Annotated in this window: 16 protein-coding genes; all 16 read right to left on the reverse strand. The window is 68.0% G+C overall.

The genetic code is table 11. The annotated features are described in order from the left end of the window. Positions 1-4: 4 nt before the first annotated feature. Complete coding sequence (locus AC3ZI9_RS15460; protein ID WP_444554794.1) at positions 5-310, reverse strand: hypothetical protein; 306 nt, start codon at positions 308-310, stop codon at positions 5-7. Between the two features lie 37 nt (positions 311-347). After that, positions 348-914, reverse strand: a complete 567-nt coding sequence (locus AC3ZI9_RS15465; protein ID WP_444554795.1) for a DUF308 domain-containing protein — start codon at positions 912-914, stop codon at positions 348-350. A gap of 81 nt (positions 915-995) precedes the next feature. Continuing rightward, on the reverse strand, positions 996-2,378 hold the full coding sequence (locus AC3ZI9_RS15470) for an MATE family efflux transporter (RefSeq protein ID WP_444554796.1): 1,383 nt from the start codon (positions 2,376-2,378) through the stop codon (positions 996-998). After that, a complete protein-coding gene (locus tag AC3ZI9_RS15475) occupies positions 2,371-3,615 on the reverse strand; it encodes an MFS transporter (RefSeq protein WP_444554797.1) in 1,245 nt (414 codons plus the stop codon). The genes AC3ZI9_RS15470 and AC3ZI9_RS15475 overlap by 8 nt, the downstream gene beginning before the upstream one ends. Beyond that, positions 3,612-4,391 (reverse strand): CPBP family intramembrane glutamic endopeptidase, encoded by a 780-nt coding sequence (locus tag AC3ZI9_RS15480; protein WP_444554798.1) that lies wholly within the window; start codon positions 4,389-4,391, stop codon positions 3,612-3,614. Before AC3ZI9_RS15480 ends, AC3ZI9_RS15475 begins: the two co-directional genes overlap by 4 nt. Before the next feature lie 46 nt (positions 4,392-4,437). Then, positions 4,438-5,229 carry a DeoR/GlpR family DNA-binding transcription regulator gene (locus AC3ZI9_RS15485; protein ID WP_444554799.1) on the reverse strand — a complete coding sequence of 264 codons (792 nt, stop codon included), beginning with the start codon at positions 5,227-5,229 and terminating at the stop codon, positions 4,438-4,440. Between the two features lie 7 nt (positions 5,230-5,236). Next, on the reverse strand, positions 5,237-6,094 hold the full coding sequence (locus AC3ZI9_RS15490) for a carbohydrate ABC transporter permease (protein WP_444554800.1): 858 nt from the start codon (positions 6,092-6,094) through the stop codon (positions 5,237-5,239). 3 nt (positions 6,095-6,097) lie between these two features. Beyond that, entirely contained in the window at positions 6,098-7,057 is a 960-nt protein-coding gene (locus AC3ZI9_RS15495) for a carbohydrate ABC transporter permease (protein ID WP_444554801.1), read from the reverse strand. Positions 7,058-7,181: 124 nt separating this feature from the next. Next, entirely contained in the window at positions 7,182-8,435 is a 1,254-nt protein-coding gene (locus tag AC3ZI9_RS15500; protein ID WP_444554802.1) for an extracellular solute-binding protein, read from the reverse strand. Positions 8,436-8,628: 193 nt separating this feature from the next. Then, the gene (locus tag AC3ZI9_RS15505; RefSeq protein ID WP_444554803.1) at positions 8,629-9,486 is read right to left on the reverse strand and encodes a class II fructose-bisphosphate aldolase; all 858 of its coding nucleotides are present in this window, start codon (positions 9,484-9,486) and stop codon (positions 8,629-8,631) included. A 49-nt stretch (positions 9,487-9,535) separates the two neighbouring features. Next, complete coding sequence (locus AC3ZI9_RS15510; protein ID WP_444554804.1) at positions 9,536-10,498, reverse strand: 1-phosphofructokinase family hexose kinase; 963 nt, start codon at positions 10,496-10,498, stop codon at positions 9,536-9,538. Continuing rightward, positions 10,495-11,436, reverse strand: coding sequence for an ROK family protein (locus AC3ZI9_RS15515; protein WP_444554805.1), 942 nt, complete (start codon positions 11,434-11,436; stop codon positions 10,495-10,497). Before AC3ZI9_RS15515 ends, AC3ZI9_RS15510 begins: the two co-directional genes overlap by 4 nt. A gap of 29 nt (positions 11,437-11,465) precedes the next feature. Further along, positions 11,466-12,374: an SIS domain-containing protein gene (locus AC3ZI9_RS15520; protein ID WP_444554806.1), complete on the reverse strand. Its 909-nt coding sequence runs from the start codon at positions 12,372-12,374 to the stop codon at positions 11,466-11,468. Positions 12,375-12,500: 126 nt separating this feature from the next. After that, the gene (locus tag AC3ZI9_RS15525) at positions 12,501-13,166 is read right to left on the reverse strand and encodes a pentapeptide repeat-containing protein (RefSeq protein WP_444554807.1); all 666 of its coding nucleotides are present in this window, start codon (positions 13,164-13,166) and stop codon (positions 12,501-12,503) included. 23 nt (positions 13,167-13,189) lie between these two features. After that, positions 13,190-15,211 carry an ABC transporter ATP-binding protein gene (locus AC3ZI9_RS15530; RefSeq protein ID WP_444561118.1) on the reverse strand — a complete coding sequence of 674 codons (2,022 nt, stop codon included), beginning with the start codon at positions 15,209-15,211 and terminating at the stop codon, positions 13,190-13,192. After that, positions 15,212-16,945: an ABC transporter ATP-binding protein gene (locus tag AC3ZI9_RS15535; RefSeq protein WP_444554809.1), complete on the reverse strand. Its 1,734-nt coding sequence runs from the start codon at positions 16,943-16,945 to the stop codon at positions 15,212-15,214. Positions 16,946-17,031: the final 86 nt, after the last annotated feature.

Below are 17,031 nucleotides of genomic sequence, written 5' to 3' on the forward strand. Positions count from 1 at the left end.
GAGGCTACTCCTGGCCGGGCTGCTTCTGCGTCGGTCGATCCGAGGCCCGGTTCACTCCCGAGCCTTCGCTGAGTTCACTCGGGTTCTCCTTGCTGGCCATGGCCAGCACGGAGATGACCACCAGGCTGGCGACGAATGCCACACCGAAGGCGATCAGTCCGATGTCCACGCGCAGGGGGTTGTCCCCACCGCCGGTGGCCGAGATGGACGCGACCGCTGCGGCGATGATGCCTGCAACCAGCGCGAAGATCAACGGCGATTTGATGCTCTGCTGCCATGTGGTCTTCGGCCGAGACGGGTTGGAACCCACGGGGATGCCTCCTGAAAGAATTTGGAACGACTCCAGTCTACCGCTCCGTGGCTCCCTCGCGTGCATCGTGCCGGTAGCCGAATGCAGCGATGAGCAGGAAGACCGCGACGATGATGGAACCGCCCCCGGCGATCCCGAGGACCCCATGCTGGTCCAGGCCCGGCCAGGCCAGCAGCAGCACGCCGGTGACCAGCGAAACGGCACCGGTGAGCAGGAATTCCCGCACGGGGACCAGGTCCCCCCGATGGCGGAAGTAGGTGGTCAGTTCCAGCAGGCCGGCCACCGCCAGGCCGAGTCCCCCGGCGATCACGGCGGCGGTGGTGCTGGCGAACACGAGCAGGAAGACCGCGCTGAACGCCCCGGCGATCGCGGCGCCTCCGAGCAGCCCGCGGACCGCGAAGGGCACGATGCGGGCCACCGCGAAGTCCCATACGGATTTCGCGCTGAGCACCAGGAAGGCGGCAAAGAGGTAGGCCACCACCGCTTCGCTGGGATCCTGCCAGAAGACCGACAGAGCTCCGAAGGCCGTGGCCACCACGGCGCGGAACATGACTGGTTTCCAGACGGCGGAGGCTTCTTCAGGGGGGGTGGGGATGGCAGGCACCCTACGATCCTAATGGGAATCGGCGCTGGCCTGCTCCACCTCCCCGGGGGCTTCCCGGCTTCTGGTCGGGACGGCGCGGGATCAGGCCGGTGCGCCCAGGGCCATCCAGCGGTCATTGCGGATCCGCCACAGCAGGGTCGCGCCCCGCAGGGCCATGTACCCGAGGCCGAAGGCACACCACAACCACAGGATCGGCAGATCCGGCAGCAGGGGCAGCCAGGCGGCACCGGCCAGCAGGGGAAGGTAGAGCACCAGGGCGATGACCCCGGCCAGGGCCAGATAGCGGGCGTCGCCGGCACCGATGAGGACCCCGTCGAGCACGAAGACCAGTCCCGCCAACGGCTGCGAGGCCGCCAAAACCCACAACCCGATGGCCGCCGCCCGCTGCACGTCGGGATCGGAGGTGAAGACGGCACCCAACACCGGGGCCACCAACGCCAGGACCACCCCGGTGCCCACCCCGAAGATCAGGCCCCACCGGGTCATCAGCCGGGTCAGTGCCGAGGCGGTGGCCCGGTCCCCCGCCCCGAGTTCCTTGCCGATGAGCGCCTGGGCGGCGATGGCCAGGGCGTCCAACGCGAAGGCCATCAACGTGAAGATGGTGAACACCAGTTGATGGGCCGCCAACGTCAACGCCCCGTCGGAGGTGGCGACCCAGACCGTGGCCAGGATGCCGGCCCGCAGGCTCAGCGTGCGCAGCATCAGCCAGCTGCCGACCTTGCCGGTACCCACGACCCCGCCGGGATGCGGGCGCAACGGAACCCCTTCGGCCCGCAGCCGCGGGACCAGCATCGCCAGATACACCACTGCCATCCCCCATTGGGCGATGGAGGTGCCGATGGCCGAACCGGCCACCGATAGCCCGGCCCCGTAGACCAGGGAGAAGTTCAGCACGATGTTCACCCCGAACCCGGCCCCGGCGACGATCAGCGGGGTCCTGGTGTCCTGCAGCCCGCGCAGGACCCCGGTGGCGGCCAGCACCAGCAGCATGGCCGGCAACCCGGGCATGGACCAGCGCAGGTAGTCCAGCGCGAAGCCCAACACCTGGCCCTCGGCGCCCAGGGCGCCCAGCAGTGCGGGCCCGGCGAACCAGCCCGCCACGGCCAGCACGAGCCCCAGGACCACGGCCAGCCAGATCCCGTCCCGGCCCGCGGCCAGGGCGAGGTCCAGACGCCTGGCCCCGAGCCAGCGGGCGACGGCGGGGGTGGTGGAGTAGGCCAGAAAGACCATGAGTCCGACGGCGGTCTGCAACACCGTGGTTCCCAGTCCGGCGCCCGCGAGTTCATTGATCCCCAGATGCCCGACGATGGCGGTGTCGGCCATCAGGAACAGGGGCTCGGCGATCAGGGCGCCCAGGGCAGGAACGGCCAGGGCCAGGATCGTGCGACCGAGCCGGGCCGGGATGCGGGCCGGGCCCTCGGCGGTGGTGCCGGTATCCGGCGTCGTGTCTCGGTCTTCAGTCATGGACCGTCGCTCCCGTCATGGGTCGGCGGGCCCCGGAGGCCCGAAGGAAGATGGCTGCCACCCCGACGGCGACCCCCTGCAGCAGGAGCACGAACAGGACCGCGCCGGCCCAGCCATGGGGGGCGAAAGCCAGTCCCACGGCCCAGCCGAACAGGGAGGAGCCGGTGTAGTAGGCGAGGTTGTAGAGGCTGGCGGATTGGGCCCGGCCCGTGCGTCCGATCAGCGGGACCCAGCCACTGGCGATGGCATGGGCCGAGAAGAAGCCTGCCGTGAAGATCACCAGGCCCACCAGCACGACGGCGATATGCGGCACCAGGGTCACCAGCAGGCCGACCGCCATCACGGCGATGGACCCCAGCAGGGAGGGCAGCCGGCCGAATTTCCCGACCAGGCGCCCGGCCTGCCGGGAGGACCAGGTCCCCGAGAGGTAGGCGAGGAACACCAGTGAGGTCAGCGAGGCGGGGATCAGGAAGGGCGCGGCCTCGAGCCGGAAGCCCAGGAAGTTGTAGACGGCCACGAAGCCGCCCATCAGCAGCAGCCCCTGCGCGTAGAGGGCGAGCAGCCGGACGTTGGCCAGGTTCGTCCATAGTTTCCGCCCCAGTCCGGGGGTGCCCGGGGAGCGGCGCGGGACGGGGGCGAATCCCTGGGGTTTCGGGGCCAACGCGATGAAGACCGCCGCGGCCACGGCAGCCAGCAGGGACACGGCCAGGGTCCCGACCCGCCAGGAGACCAGTTCACTCAGCGGCCCGGCGACCAGCCGTCCCGAGAGCCCGCCCAGCGTGGTGCCCGAGATGTAGGTGCCGGCGGCGATGGCCGAATGCAGCGGATGGATTTCCTCGCTGAGGTAGGCCAGGGCGACGGCGGGGATCCCTCCCAGCGCCACGCCTTCCAGGAAGCGCAGTCCCAGCAGGGCCTGGAAGCCCGGGGAGGCCGGGACCAGCAGGCCCAGGATGACCGCGGCCACCACGGCGCCTTGCATCGCCTTGAGCCGTCCGACCCGGTCCGCGACGGCGGACCAGCCGATGACCGAGACCGCCAGGCCCAGGGTGGCGGCCGAGACCCCCAGTGCCGCCCGGGCTTCGGAGATCCCTTCGGAGCGGGCCAGGGCCGGGAGCACCCCCTGGACCGAATACAGCTGGGAGAACGTGGCGACCCCCGCGGCGAAGAGCGCCAGGATCATGCGTCGATAGCCGGCCGAGCCGCGCTGGTGCCCCGGGAACTGGCCGGTTTCGCTCATGCCCCGGGCACCAGGGGAAGCAGGTAGTAGGCCACCGTCAGGGCGATCAGGTTGTTCAGCAGGTGGATGAGGTAGGAGTAGGCCAGCGAACGGCCGGTCAGCACGTAGGCGACGCTGATCACCGCCCCCAGGCTCAGATAGGGCACCGCTGCCATCGGCTCGAAGGAGCCCGTGCCCAGGAAATGCATGCCGGCGAACAGGATGATCGAGATGGCCACGCATACCCAGACGTTGAGTTTGCGGCTCAGCTTGCCGATCAGCAGGTGCCGGAAGATGTATTCCTCCACGAACGGCCCCATGACCACCGCCATCACCAGCATGGTCGGGAAGGGGACCGTGGTGGTCATCCCCTCGATGGCCAGCTGGTTCTCGCTCTTCACTCCCCCGCCCAGGGACATGATGATGATGGTGGTGACCACCAGGTTCGCCACCCAGGCCCCGGGGATCATGAACACCTTGGCCCAGGGGTTGGATCCGAAGGTGCCGAAGGAGTGTTTCAGCGTGGGGAAGGCCATGATCATGGCCCCGCTGAACAGCACGGCGTAGACGATGAAGTTCATGGCCGCGGAGGCCGTCTCCGCGGTGCTGAAGGTGTCCGTGAAGCCCGGGATGAGCCTCAGCAGCGAGGCGGCCCCGGCGACGAAGAGCACCACGTAGGCCAGGACCATGACCGCATCCCCCACCCGGAAGGCCCCCGGGAGGAACCGTGCGTTCCTGCCGGGCCGCGGCACACGGGGGGAGGGTCCCGGCGCGGCCGGCTGCGTGGTGGGATGCATGGTTCCACCCTAGCGACTGTTGCCGACAGCGACCGTCTCGACCGGCTCAGGTTTCGGGGGCGATGAGGACCTTGTATCCGCTCTCTTCCAACTGCTGCCGCTGCTGCGCGGTGATCCCCGGGTCGGTGATGACGTGGCGCAGATCATCCCCGTCCACCGAGGCGAAGGAGCGCACCCCGATCTTGGAGGAGTCGACCACCAGATAGCTGCGCAGGGCCCGGACGCCCATGAGTTCGTTCACGGCGGCCTCCCCTTCGTCGGCCACGGTGGCCCCGGCCTGCGCATGCAGGCCGCCGACCCCGATGAAGGCCAGATCCAGGGTGACCCGGCCCAGCGTCTGTTCGGCGAAGGGTCCCACGAGTTCGTAGGAGCGCGGGTTGAGCACCCCGCCGGTGACCATGACCTTCACATGGTTGCGCACCGCCAGCGTCGAGGCGATGTTCACCGCATTCGTCACCACGGTCAGGGTCGGCCGGGCCGGCTCCTGCTGCAGGTCGGCCCTCAGCCCCAGGGCGGTGGCGATCGCCGAACTGGTCGTGCCCCCGGAGAGCCCGATGCTCATATCTGCTTCGACCAGCGAGGCCGCGTAGGCCCCGATCCAGCGTTTGCGGGTGGCCGCCGGGTCCCTGTTGTATTTTCCGGGCAGATCGTAGGCCAGGGCATTGGTCGTGGCCCCGCCATGGGTGCGGGTCAGCAACCGCTGGGAATCCAGCGAATCCAGGTCCCGGCGGGCCGTGGCCGGGGAGACCCCGAGCTTGTCCACGATCTCGTCGACCTCCACCTGTCCGTCCTGGGACAGCAGGGCGAGGATGGAGCTGAGCCGCTCGTTGCGTGTCATCCCGGCGCTACTTCGTCGCCCCGGCGGCCAGGCCGCCGATGAGACGCTTCTCGATGAGCATGAACAAGATGATCACCGGCAGGATCGCGACGATCGAGACCCCGAACACGTACTGCCATGCGGTGGAGTACTGTCCCACGAAGCGGGTCAACGCGACCGACAGCGGCTGGTTCTCCGCCGTGGACAGGATGACCAGCGAGGCGGCGAATTCGTTCCAGCAGGCGACGAAGGTGAAGATCAGCGCGGTGACGATCCCCGGCCACACCAGCGGCAGGTTGACCGTGAACAGCACCCGGAGCTTTCCGGCGCCGTCGAGCTGGGCCGCTTCGTCGACCTCCTTGGGGACCCCCGCGAAGAAGGTGTGCATGATCCACACGGCGAAGGCCAGGTTGAAGGCGGCGTTGATCAGGATCATCGCCAACCAGGTGTCGTAGAGGTTGAAGACCAGCATTTCCTTGAACAGCCCGACCGTGAGGATCGCCGGCTGCAGCATCTGGGTCACGATGACCAGGAACATGAAGGCCATTTTTCCGCGGTACTTGAACCGGGCGCTGTAGTAGGCGGCAGGCATGGCCACCAGCAACACCAGCAGGGTCGCCGCGACGGCGATCACCACGGTGGAGATCAGGTTGTAGGCCACCGGGGTCTCGGGGGTGTCCCACATGGTCAGGTAGTTCGACCACTGGGCTCCATCGCGCGGCAGGTAGTCCGGGGGCACGGAGAGGATCTCCGAGCGGGTCTTCAGGGACCCGATGAACATGACGGCATAGGGGATCAGGAAGATGGCGGCCACGATCAGCCCGACCGTCATCCGGCCCACGACGACCCGTCGGCTCGCGTGGTCTTCGGTGGTGAGAAGTGCCACGGTCTAGACCTCCTTCATGGGTTTCACGGCCCAGACGTAGATGGCCACGATGACGACGACGATGCCGAAGTTGACCACCGACAAGGCACTGGCGATGTCGATCTGGCGATCGAACTGCAGGACCTTGAAGATGTAGGTCATCAGGGTGTCGGCGTCGTAGCCGGGGATCGACCCGGTCATGACCTTCAGGATCGGCAGGTTGTTGAAGACGTTGATGATGTTGATCAGTACCGAGACCGCCAGCGCGCCGCGCAACTGCGGCAGCACGACCAGGAAGTACGTCCGCCAGCGTCCGGCGCCGTCGACCTTGGCCGCCTCCAGCGTGTCACCGGGAATGGCCTGGATGCCGGCCAGGATCGTGTAGGTGGTGAAGGGGATGGACACGAAGACGGCCACCGCCATGGCCACCATCAACGCCGATGAGGCGTGCTGGGTGAAGCCGTAGGAACTGTCCAGCAGCCCGGTATCGGTGAGGAACTTGTTGAAGATCCCGTAGTTGGGGTCCATCGAGTAGTAGAACAGCGTGGTGGTCATCACGACGCTGGCCGCCCAGGGGACGATCACTGCCATGCGCACCAGGGTGCGGCCGGGGAACGGCTTGGACAGGAACTGGGCCAGGCCCAGGGAGATCAGCACGGTGAAGAACACCACGACCACGACCCACAGGACCGAGTTCAGCATGATCCTGGGGATGTTCGGGTCGCTGAAGACCTGGCTGAAGTTCGCCAGCCCCACCGAGCCCAGATCGGTGCCGATCTGGCTGATCTTGCGCGTGGAGTTGTAGATCATGTACCCGGCGGGGAACACCACGATCACCAGGATCAGGACCAGCGCCGGGGAGATCCAGGGCAGGGCGGATCTGAAGGAGGAGCCCTCGGCCGACGTGCGCCGTTTGGAGCGCCGGGGTTTCGGGGGCCCGGGGGGATCGGCCACCCCGGTCCTGGCCGGTGCGGTGGTGCTCATACTGGTCTCCTGACCTGGTCTTCGTCTGTTCCGGGCCCCACGAGGCTCCGCGGCCCGCCGGCTATGCCAGCGGGCCGCGGAGTCGGTGGGCCCTTCCGCCGTGGTCGGCGGGTCCGGCCGCGGGCTACTTGGCCGCGTCGGCCTTCTTCTGGATCTCGGCGAGCACGTCGGATGCGGACTTGCCGGTGGCGATCTGGCCCATGAGCGACTTGAAGGCGCCATCGGTGGCGTTCCAGGCCGGGTTCGTCGTCGGGTAGAAGACGGCGTTGGGCAGCAGTTCCAGGAACGGCTTCAGCGTCTCGTCGGAGGACATCTCCTCGGAGACCGAGGTGGTGGTGGGCAGGAAGCCCTCGGTCTGCACCCAGTTGCTGTACACGTCGTCGCTAAAGAAGTAGTCCATGAACTTCTTCACGGATTCGGACTTGCTGCCGTCGTTCTTGAAGGAGAGCATGCGGTCCGCGACGCCCAGCGTTGCCGGGTCACCGGTGTTGGTGGCGACGGGGGCGATCCCGTACTTCAGGTCCGGGTTCTCCTCCTCGATCTGCCCGACGGTCTGCGGCAGCACGTAGGCGAAGCCTAGCTTGCCCTGGATGAAGGTGTTCAGCATCGGGGTGCGCTGCGTGGAGCCGGGGTTCTTCTGCGTGGCGCCTTCCTTGACCATCTTCTGCATGAACTCGGCGGCCTCGACGTTCTTCGGGGTGTCGACCTCGATGGACTTCTCGTCACCGAAGTCCCCACCGTTGCCGGCGAACCAGATCAGCGATTCACCCTGGGCCTCCTCGGACCCCAGCGGCATGCCGTAGCCGTCGGCCTTGGTGTCCTTGCTGATGGCCTTGGAGGCGGTCAACAACTCGTCCCAGGTCGTGGGGACCTCGTCGACGCCGGCTTCCTTCATGAGGTCTTCGTTATAGGCCAGTGCGCGGGCCGAGGCGATCAGCGGCAGACCGTACTGGGTGCCGTCGAACTTCTCGTTGTCGGCGAAGGAGGTCTGGAAGTTCTCCAGCGTATCGGCGGAGGCGATGTCCTCGGCCGGGGCCAACAGGTCCTCTTCGGCGAAGCCGGCGAAGGCGCCGCCGCCGTAGATGTCCGGGGCCTTGTCGCCCTGCAACTTGGTCTTCAGGACGCTTTCGATGTTCTCCCAGGACTGGATCTCCAGATCCACCTTGACCTCGGGGTTCTCCTTCTCGAAGCCGTCGATGACGTCTTGCCACAGCGCCTTGGTGCCATCGGAGTAGCTGGGCACCAGCATGCTCAGCGTGGTGGTGTCCCCGGAGGCGTCCCCGCCCTCGTCGCCGCCGCCGAAGCCGCAGCCGGTCAGGACCAGCGAACCGGCAGCCACGCCGGCCAGCAGGGTTGCGCGTAGTGAACGTTTCTGCATGATTCCCCATCTCGAAGGTGTGCGTCGGCGAGTGATCCGAAGCCAATTCATAATTGAAAATGCTCTAATCGACCTTAAGTCGATCAATAAAGAACATGATTATGACAGTAATGTGACTGGGGTCTCGTCGTCAAGTCCCCTTGTCAACTGCTTTGGCACGACGTTCCGACCCCCTCGAAGCGGCGGGAACGGGCTAGGCCGGTGCGCTTCCGTCGTCCTGCAGGGCAAACAGCCCGAGCATGCGGCCGGCTTCCTTCGCCATGCGGGCCCGACCGGCTCCGACGTATTTGCGGGAGTCGACCACGGTCTCGTCGGCTGCCAGGTACTCGCGGATCCCGGCGGTGAAGAATCCGTTGAGATGGGTGGAGACGTTGATCTTGCGCATGCCTGCACGGATGGCGGCCACGATGTTCTCGTCGGAGACCCCCGAGGAGCCGTGCAGCACCAGGGGAACGTCCACGGCATCCGCCAGCCGGGAGATCAGCTCCACATCCAGTTCGGCGGATCTGCTGGTCATGGCATGGGAGGATCCGACGGCGACCGCCAGGGCGTCGACCCCGGTGGCCGCGACGAAGGCGGCGGCCTCGGCCGGATCGGTGCGCACGCCCGGCGCGTGGGCCCCGCCCTTGCCCCCGACCTTGCCCAGCTCGGCCTCGATGTAGACCCCCCGGTCATGCGCGTAACGGGCCACCCGGGCCGTGGCGGCAACATTGTCGTCATAATCCAGATGGGCGCCGTCGTACATGACCGAGCCGAAGCCCAGCTCCACGGCCTGGAGGGCCAGCTCCTCGCTTTCGGCATGATCCAGGTGCACGGAGACCGGCACGGACGCGCCGCGGGCGATCGCCAGGCAGGCCAGGCCGATCGGCTCCAGGGCACCGTGGTAGGCCACGCAGTTCTCGGAGATCTGCAGGATCACCGGCAGACCCGCTTCCTCGGCCCCGGCGACGAGGGCCTCGGCCGTTTCCAGGTGGATCACGTTGAAGGCGCCCTGCCCCCGCCCGGCGTCGGCGGCGGCGGTCATCAGTTCACGGGTGGTGCTCAAGGCCATGGAGGGTCCGGCTTTCGGTTGAAGGGGTGGTTCTGGGTGGCTGCGGTTTCTAGTGCCGGGTGACCACGAGCCGGCGGGCCAGCTCCGGATGGCTGGGGTGCAGTTCCCCGGCGGCCGGCATGAGTACCGCCGAGGCGGACCAGGCGGCCGCGCGGCGGACCAGGGCCTCGGCATCGAGCCCCTCGGCCACCCCGGAAGCCAGGGCGGCCACGCAGGCGTCGCCGGCCCCCGTGGGGTTGCCGTGAAGGGGTTCGGGTAGCCGGGCCGATATCGACCGTCCGGGGGTTGCGGCCTCGAAGAGGCTCAGCCCGTCTTCACCGGCGCTGACGACCACGCGCCGTGCCCCCAGTTCCAGCAGGAGCCCGGCGCCCCGGGCGATCTCCGATTCCCCGGTGGCCTCGAGGAGTTCGTGATGGTTGGGTTTGAGCACATCGGCCCCGGCCCTGGCCGCGGCCAGCAGTCCGGCCCCCGAGGTGTCGATGAGGCAGGGGACCCCTCCGGCGCGGGCGGCCCGGACCAGCCAGGGGTAGAAACCGGAGCCGTATCCGGCCTCCTGATCGGCTTCGGCCTCCCCGGGCCCGGCGGCCCCACCGGGGAGCGAGCCCGATCCCACGACGACGTCGGCCCCGGGGATCGAGTCCAGGACGGCACGCTGGACGGCGTCCCATTCGGCGGCCTCGAGGCCTCCGCCGTGTTCGTTGAAGATCGTGGTCATCCCGGTCCCGCGGTCGACCAAGGCGAAGCTGCGTCGGGTGCCGGGGGCCACGGGGACCAGCGTGTTCCCGATGCCGGAGGCGTCCAGTTCGGTGGCGAAGGTCTCCCCGGCCCCGCCACCTCGGGTGGCGATGGCGTGGACGGAACTGCCCTGGCGGTGCAGGATGCGGGCGACATTCAGCCCCTTGCCTCCGGCGCGGACGCCCGGGGCGGGGACCCGGTTGGTCCCACCCACGGCGAGATGATCGACATCGTAGGTTTCGTCCAGGGCCGGATTGGGGGTGATGGTCAGGATCACGGGGTCTCCTTGGTTGCGGCCGACCGGGCGGCCTCGGCCCGCAGATACGCCCCACGCAATCCGGCGTCCTGGCCCAGTTCGGCGGTGATGATCCGTGGTGTGCGGTGGAAGGACAGCCGGGCGTCCACGGCGGCGCGCAACGGAACCAGCAGGTCGTCCCCGGCCTGGGCGAGCCCGCCGCCGACGATGACGGCCTCGGGGCCCACGGAGGCACAGAGCTGGGCGATGGAGAAGGACAGGGCCTCGACGGCCGCGTCCCAGCAGTGCGCCGCGTCGGTGTCCCCGGTACGCCGGCGTTCGAGGACTTCGCGGGCACCATCGACTTCCGTTCCGGTGGCCCGCGTGTAGTTCCGGGCAATGGCGGCGGCGGATCCCACGGTTTCGAGGCAGCCGTGGGCGCCGCAGGGGCAGTCCAGGCCCCCCGGGACGGCGGCGTGGCCGATCTCCCCGGCAAAACCTCCGGCTTCGAGCCGGCGGCCGTCGACGAAGAGCGCCCCGGCGATGCCGGTGCCGATGACCAGGACGGCCGTGTTGGCCGCCTGCCGACCCAACACCCGGCCGGCGCCCAGGGCTAGTTCGGCCTCCCCGGCGGTTCCGACGTCGTGGCCGAATCCGGTGGGGATCCCGAAGCGTTCGGTGCACAGCCGACGGAAGGGCACGTTGCGCCATCCCAGGTTCGAGGAGAAGACCCCGGTGCCGGCCTGCTCATCGACGGTTCCGCACACCACGACCCCGGCGGCCACCGGGGTCAGCGACGGGGATCCGGCCAGCAACCGGCCGCGCAGCACGTCGAGCTCGGCCAGGACCGCGGCGGCCTCCGGGTCCCCGGCCTGCGGGGTCGGGGACCTCAGGACCGTATGCAGGGTGCCGTCGGGGGTCGCCAGGGCGGCCTTGATGTCGGTGCCGCCGATGTCGAAGAGCAGGTAAGCCGGTTCCATGGGTGTGGTGCGCCAGACCGGGGCGGACCCTAGGCCTGCTCCTCGAGGATCACCGAACGCGAGAGGTTGCGCGGGGCGTCCGGGTCCAGGCCGCGGTGGCGGGCCCGGTCCAGGGTGACGCGGTGCAGGCGGGCCAGCTCGGCCAACGGGTGGCGCGAGGATTCGACATAGAGGGCCCCGGTGCGTTCCACGTCCGCGGCCAGTCCCTCGGGAGCCGGCCCGAAGGACCAGGTGACCCGGCCGGGGGCGGCGATGGCGATGGGTCCGTGGCGGTAGTCCATGGCCGGGTAGGCCTCGGTCCAGCCCTGGACTGCTTCACGCATCTTCAGGGCGGCCTCATGGGCGAGCCCGACGCTCCATCCCTGTCCGAGGAAGGTGAACTGCTCGGCCTCGAGCAGATCGGTGCCGGTTTCCTGGTCGACGGCGGTGCGGGCCTGTTCGATGGCCTCGCCCAGGTCCATGCCGACACTGCTCAACAGATAGGCCAGCGCGGTGGTGGCGAAGCGCGTCTGCACCACCGACTGCTCGTCGGCGTAGGGCAGTTCCACGACCCGGTCGACCATTTCCACGATCGGCGAGGAGGTGTCCCCGACCAGGGCGATCGTGGTGATGCCCGGTTCGAGTTCCTTGAGCAGCGTCAGGACCTCGGAGGTGGTGCCCGAACGGGTGATGGCCACGACCGCGTCGTAGCCGCGGCCGGCGATGCGGGCCTCGGAGGCGGCGAAGGCGTCGGTCACGCCGTGGCCGGCGGTCTCCCGGGCCGCGGCGTAGGACTCCGCCATGAACCAGGAGGTGCCGCAGCCGACGACGGCGACGCGGGCCCCGGAGGCGGGCAGCAGGTTCTCGGAACCGGCCTGGGTGACGGCGCGCTGCCAGACGTCGGGCTGGCTGCGCAGCTCCTCGTCCATGTGCTGGCCAAGTGATGCGTTCGTGGTCATCGATACTCTCCTGGGGTGGTTCCGCCTGGCGGGATTCGGCATTGATCTCCCCCTATGATCGCTTATGAGCGTTCGCTATGTCTAGTAATCATAGTTGCTCACATTCTGGACGGCCGGTCAGCACGTTTACAGCACCCGCAAACCCGCCTCGGCGGCGAGGAGCGGGGCCAGGTCCTGCAGCTGCAGTTCGCCGACGGTCGCACCCCGCAAACCGCCGACCCCGGACAGTCCCGCCAGCGCGGCCCCGCGCAGGTCCACATCCTTGAGCTTCGCCCCATGCAGGGACAACATGCCGATCCGGCAATCCTGGAACGCCACCCTCTCGGCCTGGACCGCCCCGAGATCGAGCTCGTCGATGATCATCGAGCGGACGAGCACGTCCTTGAGCTTCGCCCCGCGCAGGTTCACCAGATCGAGTTTGCCGCCGTCGAAGAGCACCGAACGCAGGCCGGCCCCATGCAGTTCGGCGGAACCGATGCGGGTGCGGGCCAGGCTGGTGTTCCACCAGCCGCTGTCCGGGGCCCGCAACGAGGCGGCCCCCAGATCGGTGAACTCGCAGTTCCCGAAACTCGCCCGGTTCAGTTCCGCCCCCATGAGCGAGACCCGCCGGAAGGTGCACTCGGTGAAGACGGTGTCTTCGAGGTCCTGCCCGTCGGCGTCGTCGGAGTCGAACAGCAGGCCGTCGCTGCGTCCGTCCAGGTCCAAGCCCGTCAGGTCCCCCGGCGGACGGTTCCCCGGGGCGTTGAAGGAGGGAATCCTGGGCGGTCGGGGTTCAGCGGGCATCCGGTTCATGGGCCGAGACTACCGGGGCCCGCTCAGAGGTCCGAAACCGGCACGGCTCCGGCCCCGTCCCCGGCGTCGGGGTCGATATCTGGGTCCTCGGCAGGTCCGGCGAACTGGGACATGTACAGCCGGTAGTAGGCCCCGCGGGCCGCCAACAGCACCTCGTGGCTGCCTTGTTCGACGATCCTGCCCGCTTCCATCACCAGGATGGTGTCGGCGTCGCGGATGGTCGACAGCCGGTGGGCGATCACGAAGCTGGTCCGGTCGGTGCGCAGCGCGGCCATGGCATGTTGGACCAGCACTTCGGTGCGGGTATCCACCGAGGACGTCGCCTCGTCCAGGATGAGCAGCGACGGGTTGGCCAGGAAGGCCCGGGCGATGGTGATCAGCTGCTTCTCACCGGCGGAGACGTTGGTGCCCTCGTCGTCGATGATGGTGTCGTAGCCCTCGGGCAGCGCCTTCACGAAGCGGTCGACGTAGGTGGCGGTGGCGGCCTCGTGGACTTCCTCGTCGGTGGCATCGAGCCGACCGTACCTGATGTTCTCGATGATCGTCCCGTTGAACAACCAGGCGTCCTGGAGCACCATGCCGACCTTGGAGCGCAGTTCGGCCCGGGACAGTGCCGTGATGTCGATCCCGTCCAGGGTGATGGCCCCGCCGTCGAGCTCGTAGAAACGCATCACCAGGTTCACCAGCGTGGTCTTCCCGGCCCCCGTGGGGCCGACGATCGCCACCGTATGGCCCGGATGCGCCTCGAAGGACAGGTCCTCGATCAGCGGCCTGGCCGGATCGTAGGAGAAGGTGACGTCGGTGAACTGGACGTGGCCTTCGGTGCGGGCCGCCAGCCGGGCGGTGGGGGTTTCCGCCTCCTGCTCCTGGGCGTCCAGCAGCTCGAAGGTCCGTTCGGCGGAGGCGACCCCCGACTGGACCTGGTTGGCCATTCCGGCGATCTGTCCCAGCGGCTGGGTGAATTCGCGGGAGTACTGGATGAATGCGGTGGCATCGCCCAGGCTCATCTGCCCCGAGGCCACCCGCAGGCCGCCGACGACGGCGATGCCCACGTAGGCCAGGTAGGAGATGAACTGCATGACCGGGAAGATGGTGCCCGAGACGAATTGGGCGCCGAAGGAGGCCTTGAACAATTCCTCGTTGCGCTCGTCGAAGCGGGCCACCGATTCCTCCTCGCGGCCGAAGACCTTCATGAGGTCGTGGCCGGAGAAGGACTCCTCGATCTGCCCGTTCAGCGTCCCGGTGGACTTCCACTGCTCGGCGAACAGGCCCTGGGCCCTGGTCCCGATCAGCGCCGCGGCCACCGCCGAAAGCGGCAGGGCGACCAAGGCGATCAGTGCCAGCTGCCAGGAGACGATGAACATCATGATCACGATGCCCACCACGGTCAGGATCGATTCGAGCAGCTGCGAGAAGGCCTGCTGCAGGGCGGTCTGGATGTTGTCCACGTCGTTGGTGACCCGCGAGAGCAGGTCCCCGCGCTGACGGGTGTCGAAGTAGTTCAGCGGCAGTTTGTTGAGCTTGTCCTCCACGTCCTTGCGCAGCCGGTAGACCACGCGCATGACCAGTTTATTCAGCAGGTAGCCCTGGGCCCACATGAAGACGTTCGCCACGAAGTACATCATCAACACGAAGGAGATGATGACGCCGAGCTGGTGGAAGTCGATGCCTGTCCCGGGAACCAGGTCCATCCGCTCGAGCATGTCGGCCAGATTGGTCTTGCCTTGGGCCCGCAGCCCGGAAACGGCCTCCGCCTTCGAGGTGCCCGGAGCCATTTGTGAACCGATGACGCCCGAGAAGATGACGTCCATGGCCCTGCCCAGGATCTTGGGGGCGATGACGGTCAGCACCACGCCGACGGCGACAAATAAGAGTACGACGGCGATGCCGGCCTTTTCGGGGGCCATGAGCCCCATGAGGCGTTTGGTCGCGGGCCAGAACGCCTTGGCCTTGCGCACCGGCCGCTGGTCCCCGAATCCGTCATCGGCGGATACGGCGAAATCCTCGAGATCCTCGACCTGTGCGGCCGGTTTCTTCTCGGCCATCTAGGACACCTCCTCCGCACTGATCTGGGATTCGACGATCTCCAGGTAGGTCGCCGAGCTTTCCAACAGTTCCTCATGGGTGCCGCGCCCGACGATTTCGCCGTCGTCCAGCACCAGGATCTGGTCGGCGTCGATGATCGTGGACACGCGTTGGGCGACGACGATCACCGTGGCCTCACCGGTGGTCTCCTTCAACGCCGCCCGCAGCCGGGAGTCGGTGGTGACGTCCAGTGCCGAGAACGAATCGTCGAAGAGGTAGACCTTGGGCCTGGCGGCCAGGGCGCGGGCGATGCACAGGCGCTGGCGTTGTCCGCCGGAGACGTTCGTCCCGCCCTGGGCGATTCCCGACTCCAGTCCACCCTCCTTCCCGGAGACGAAATCCCGGGCCTGGGCGATCCGCAGGGCCTCCCAGAGTTCGGGATCCGTCGCCTCCCGGTTGCCGTAGCGCAGGTTGGAGGCGACGGTTCCGGAAAAGAGGTAGGGCCGTTGCGGGACGGCGGCCACCCGTTCGGAGAGTTGTTCGCGGGTCAACGCCGACACGGGGGTCCCGTCGATGAGCACCTGCCCGGCATCGGCGTCGTACAGGCGCGGGATGAGGTTCAGGAGCGTGGATTTACCGGACCCGGTGGATCCGATGATCGCGGTCATCCGACCGGGTTCGGCGGTGAACTGGAGATCCTTGAGCACCGGTTCCTCGGCGCCGGGATAGCCGAAGGAGACCCGGCGGAATTCCACGGTGCCATGCGCCGGGGCGTCCACCGTGGTGACCTCGGGGTCGCGGAGCGAGGGTTCGGCCTGCAGGACCTCGTCGATCCGTTCCGCGCAGACGGCGGCGCGCGGGATCATCATGGCCATGAACGTACCCATCATCACGGCCATGAGGATCTGCAGCAGGTACTGCAGGAAGGCGGTCAACGAGCCGACCTCCATGTTCCCGTCGGCCACGCGGTGTCCACCGAACCACAGCACCGCGGCGGTGGCCAGGTGCAGGATCATCCCGATCAACGGGAACATCAGCACGAACAGTTGTCCGACCCGGACCCCCACCTCGGTCAGGCGTTCGTTGGCGGCCCGGAAACGCTCGGTCTCGTAGGGTTCCCGCACGAAGGCCCGCACCACGCGGATGCCGATGATCTGCTCGCGCAGCACCCCGTTGATGGAGTCGATGCGTTCCTGCATCAGGCGGAACAGCGGCATCAGCAACCGGATGAGGAAGCCGACGATCACCACCAGCAGCGGGACCGACACCCATACCAGCCAGGACAGCCCGGCATCCTCACGCAGGGCCATGATGATCCCGCCCACGCACATGATCGGGGCGGAAACCATGAAGTTCAGGCCCATCAGCACCAGCATCTGGACCTGCTGGACGTCGTTGGTGCCGCGGGTGATCAGGGTCGGGGCGCCGAATTCGTTGACCTCCCGGGCCGAGAACCCGGCGACCGAGTGGAAGACGCCACGGCGGATGTCCCGGCCCACGGCCATCGAGGTCTTCGCCCCGAAGTAGACGGCGGCGATCGCGGTGAGGACCTGGATGAAGGCCACCATCAGCATCATCGCGCCGGTGCGCCAGATGAAATCGGTATCGCCCTGCGTCACTCCCTCGTCGATGATCCGCGCGTTCAGGCTCGGCAGGAACAACGTGGCCATGGTCGTTCCGAGCTGGAAGACCAGCACCGCGATGATCCACGGTCGATAGGGTTTCGCGTGCTTGAGGATCAGGCGCAGGAGCATGCAGGGGTGACTTTCTGGACTAACCACACCGGGGGCTGGGTCGCGTCGGCGGGTGATGGCCCGGGCGGCTGTGGCCGTTCGGGGCA

It is taken from the genome of Arthrobacter sp. AOP36-F1-5, from assembly GCF_058137995.1.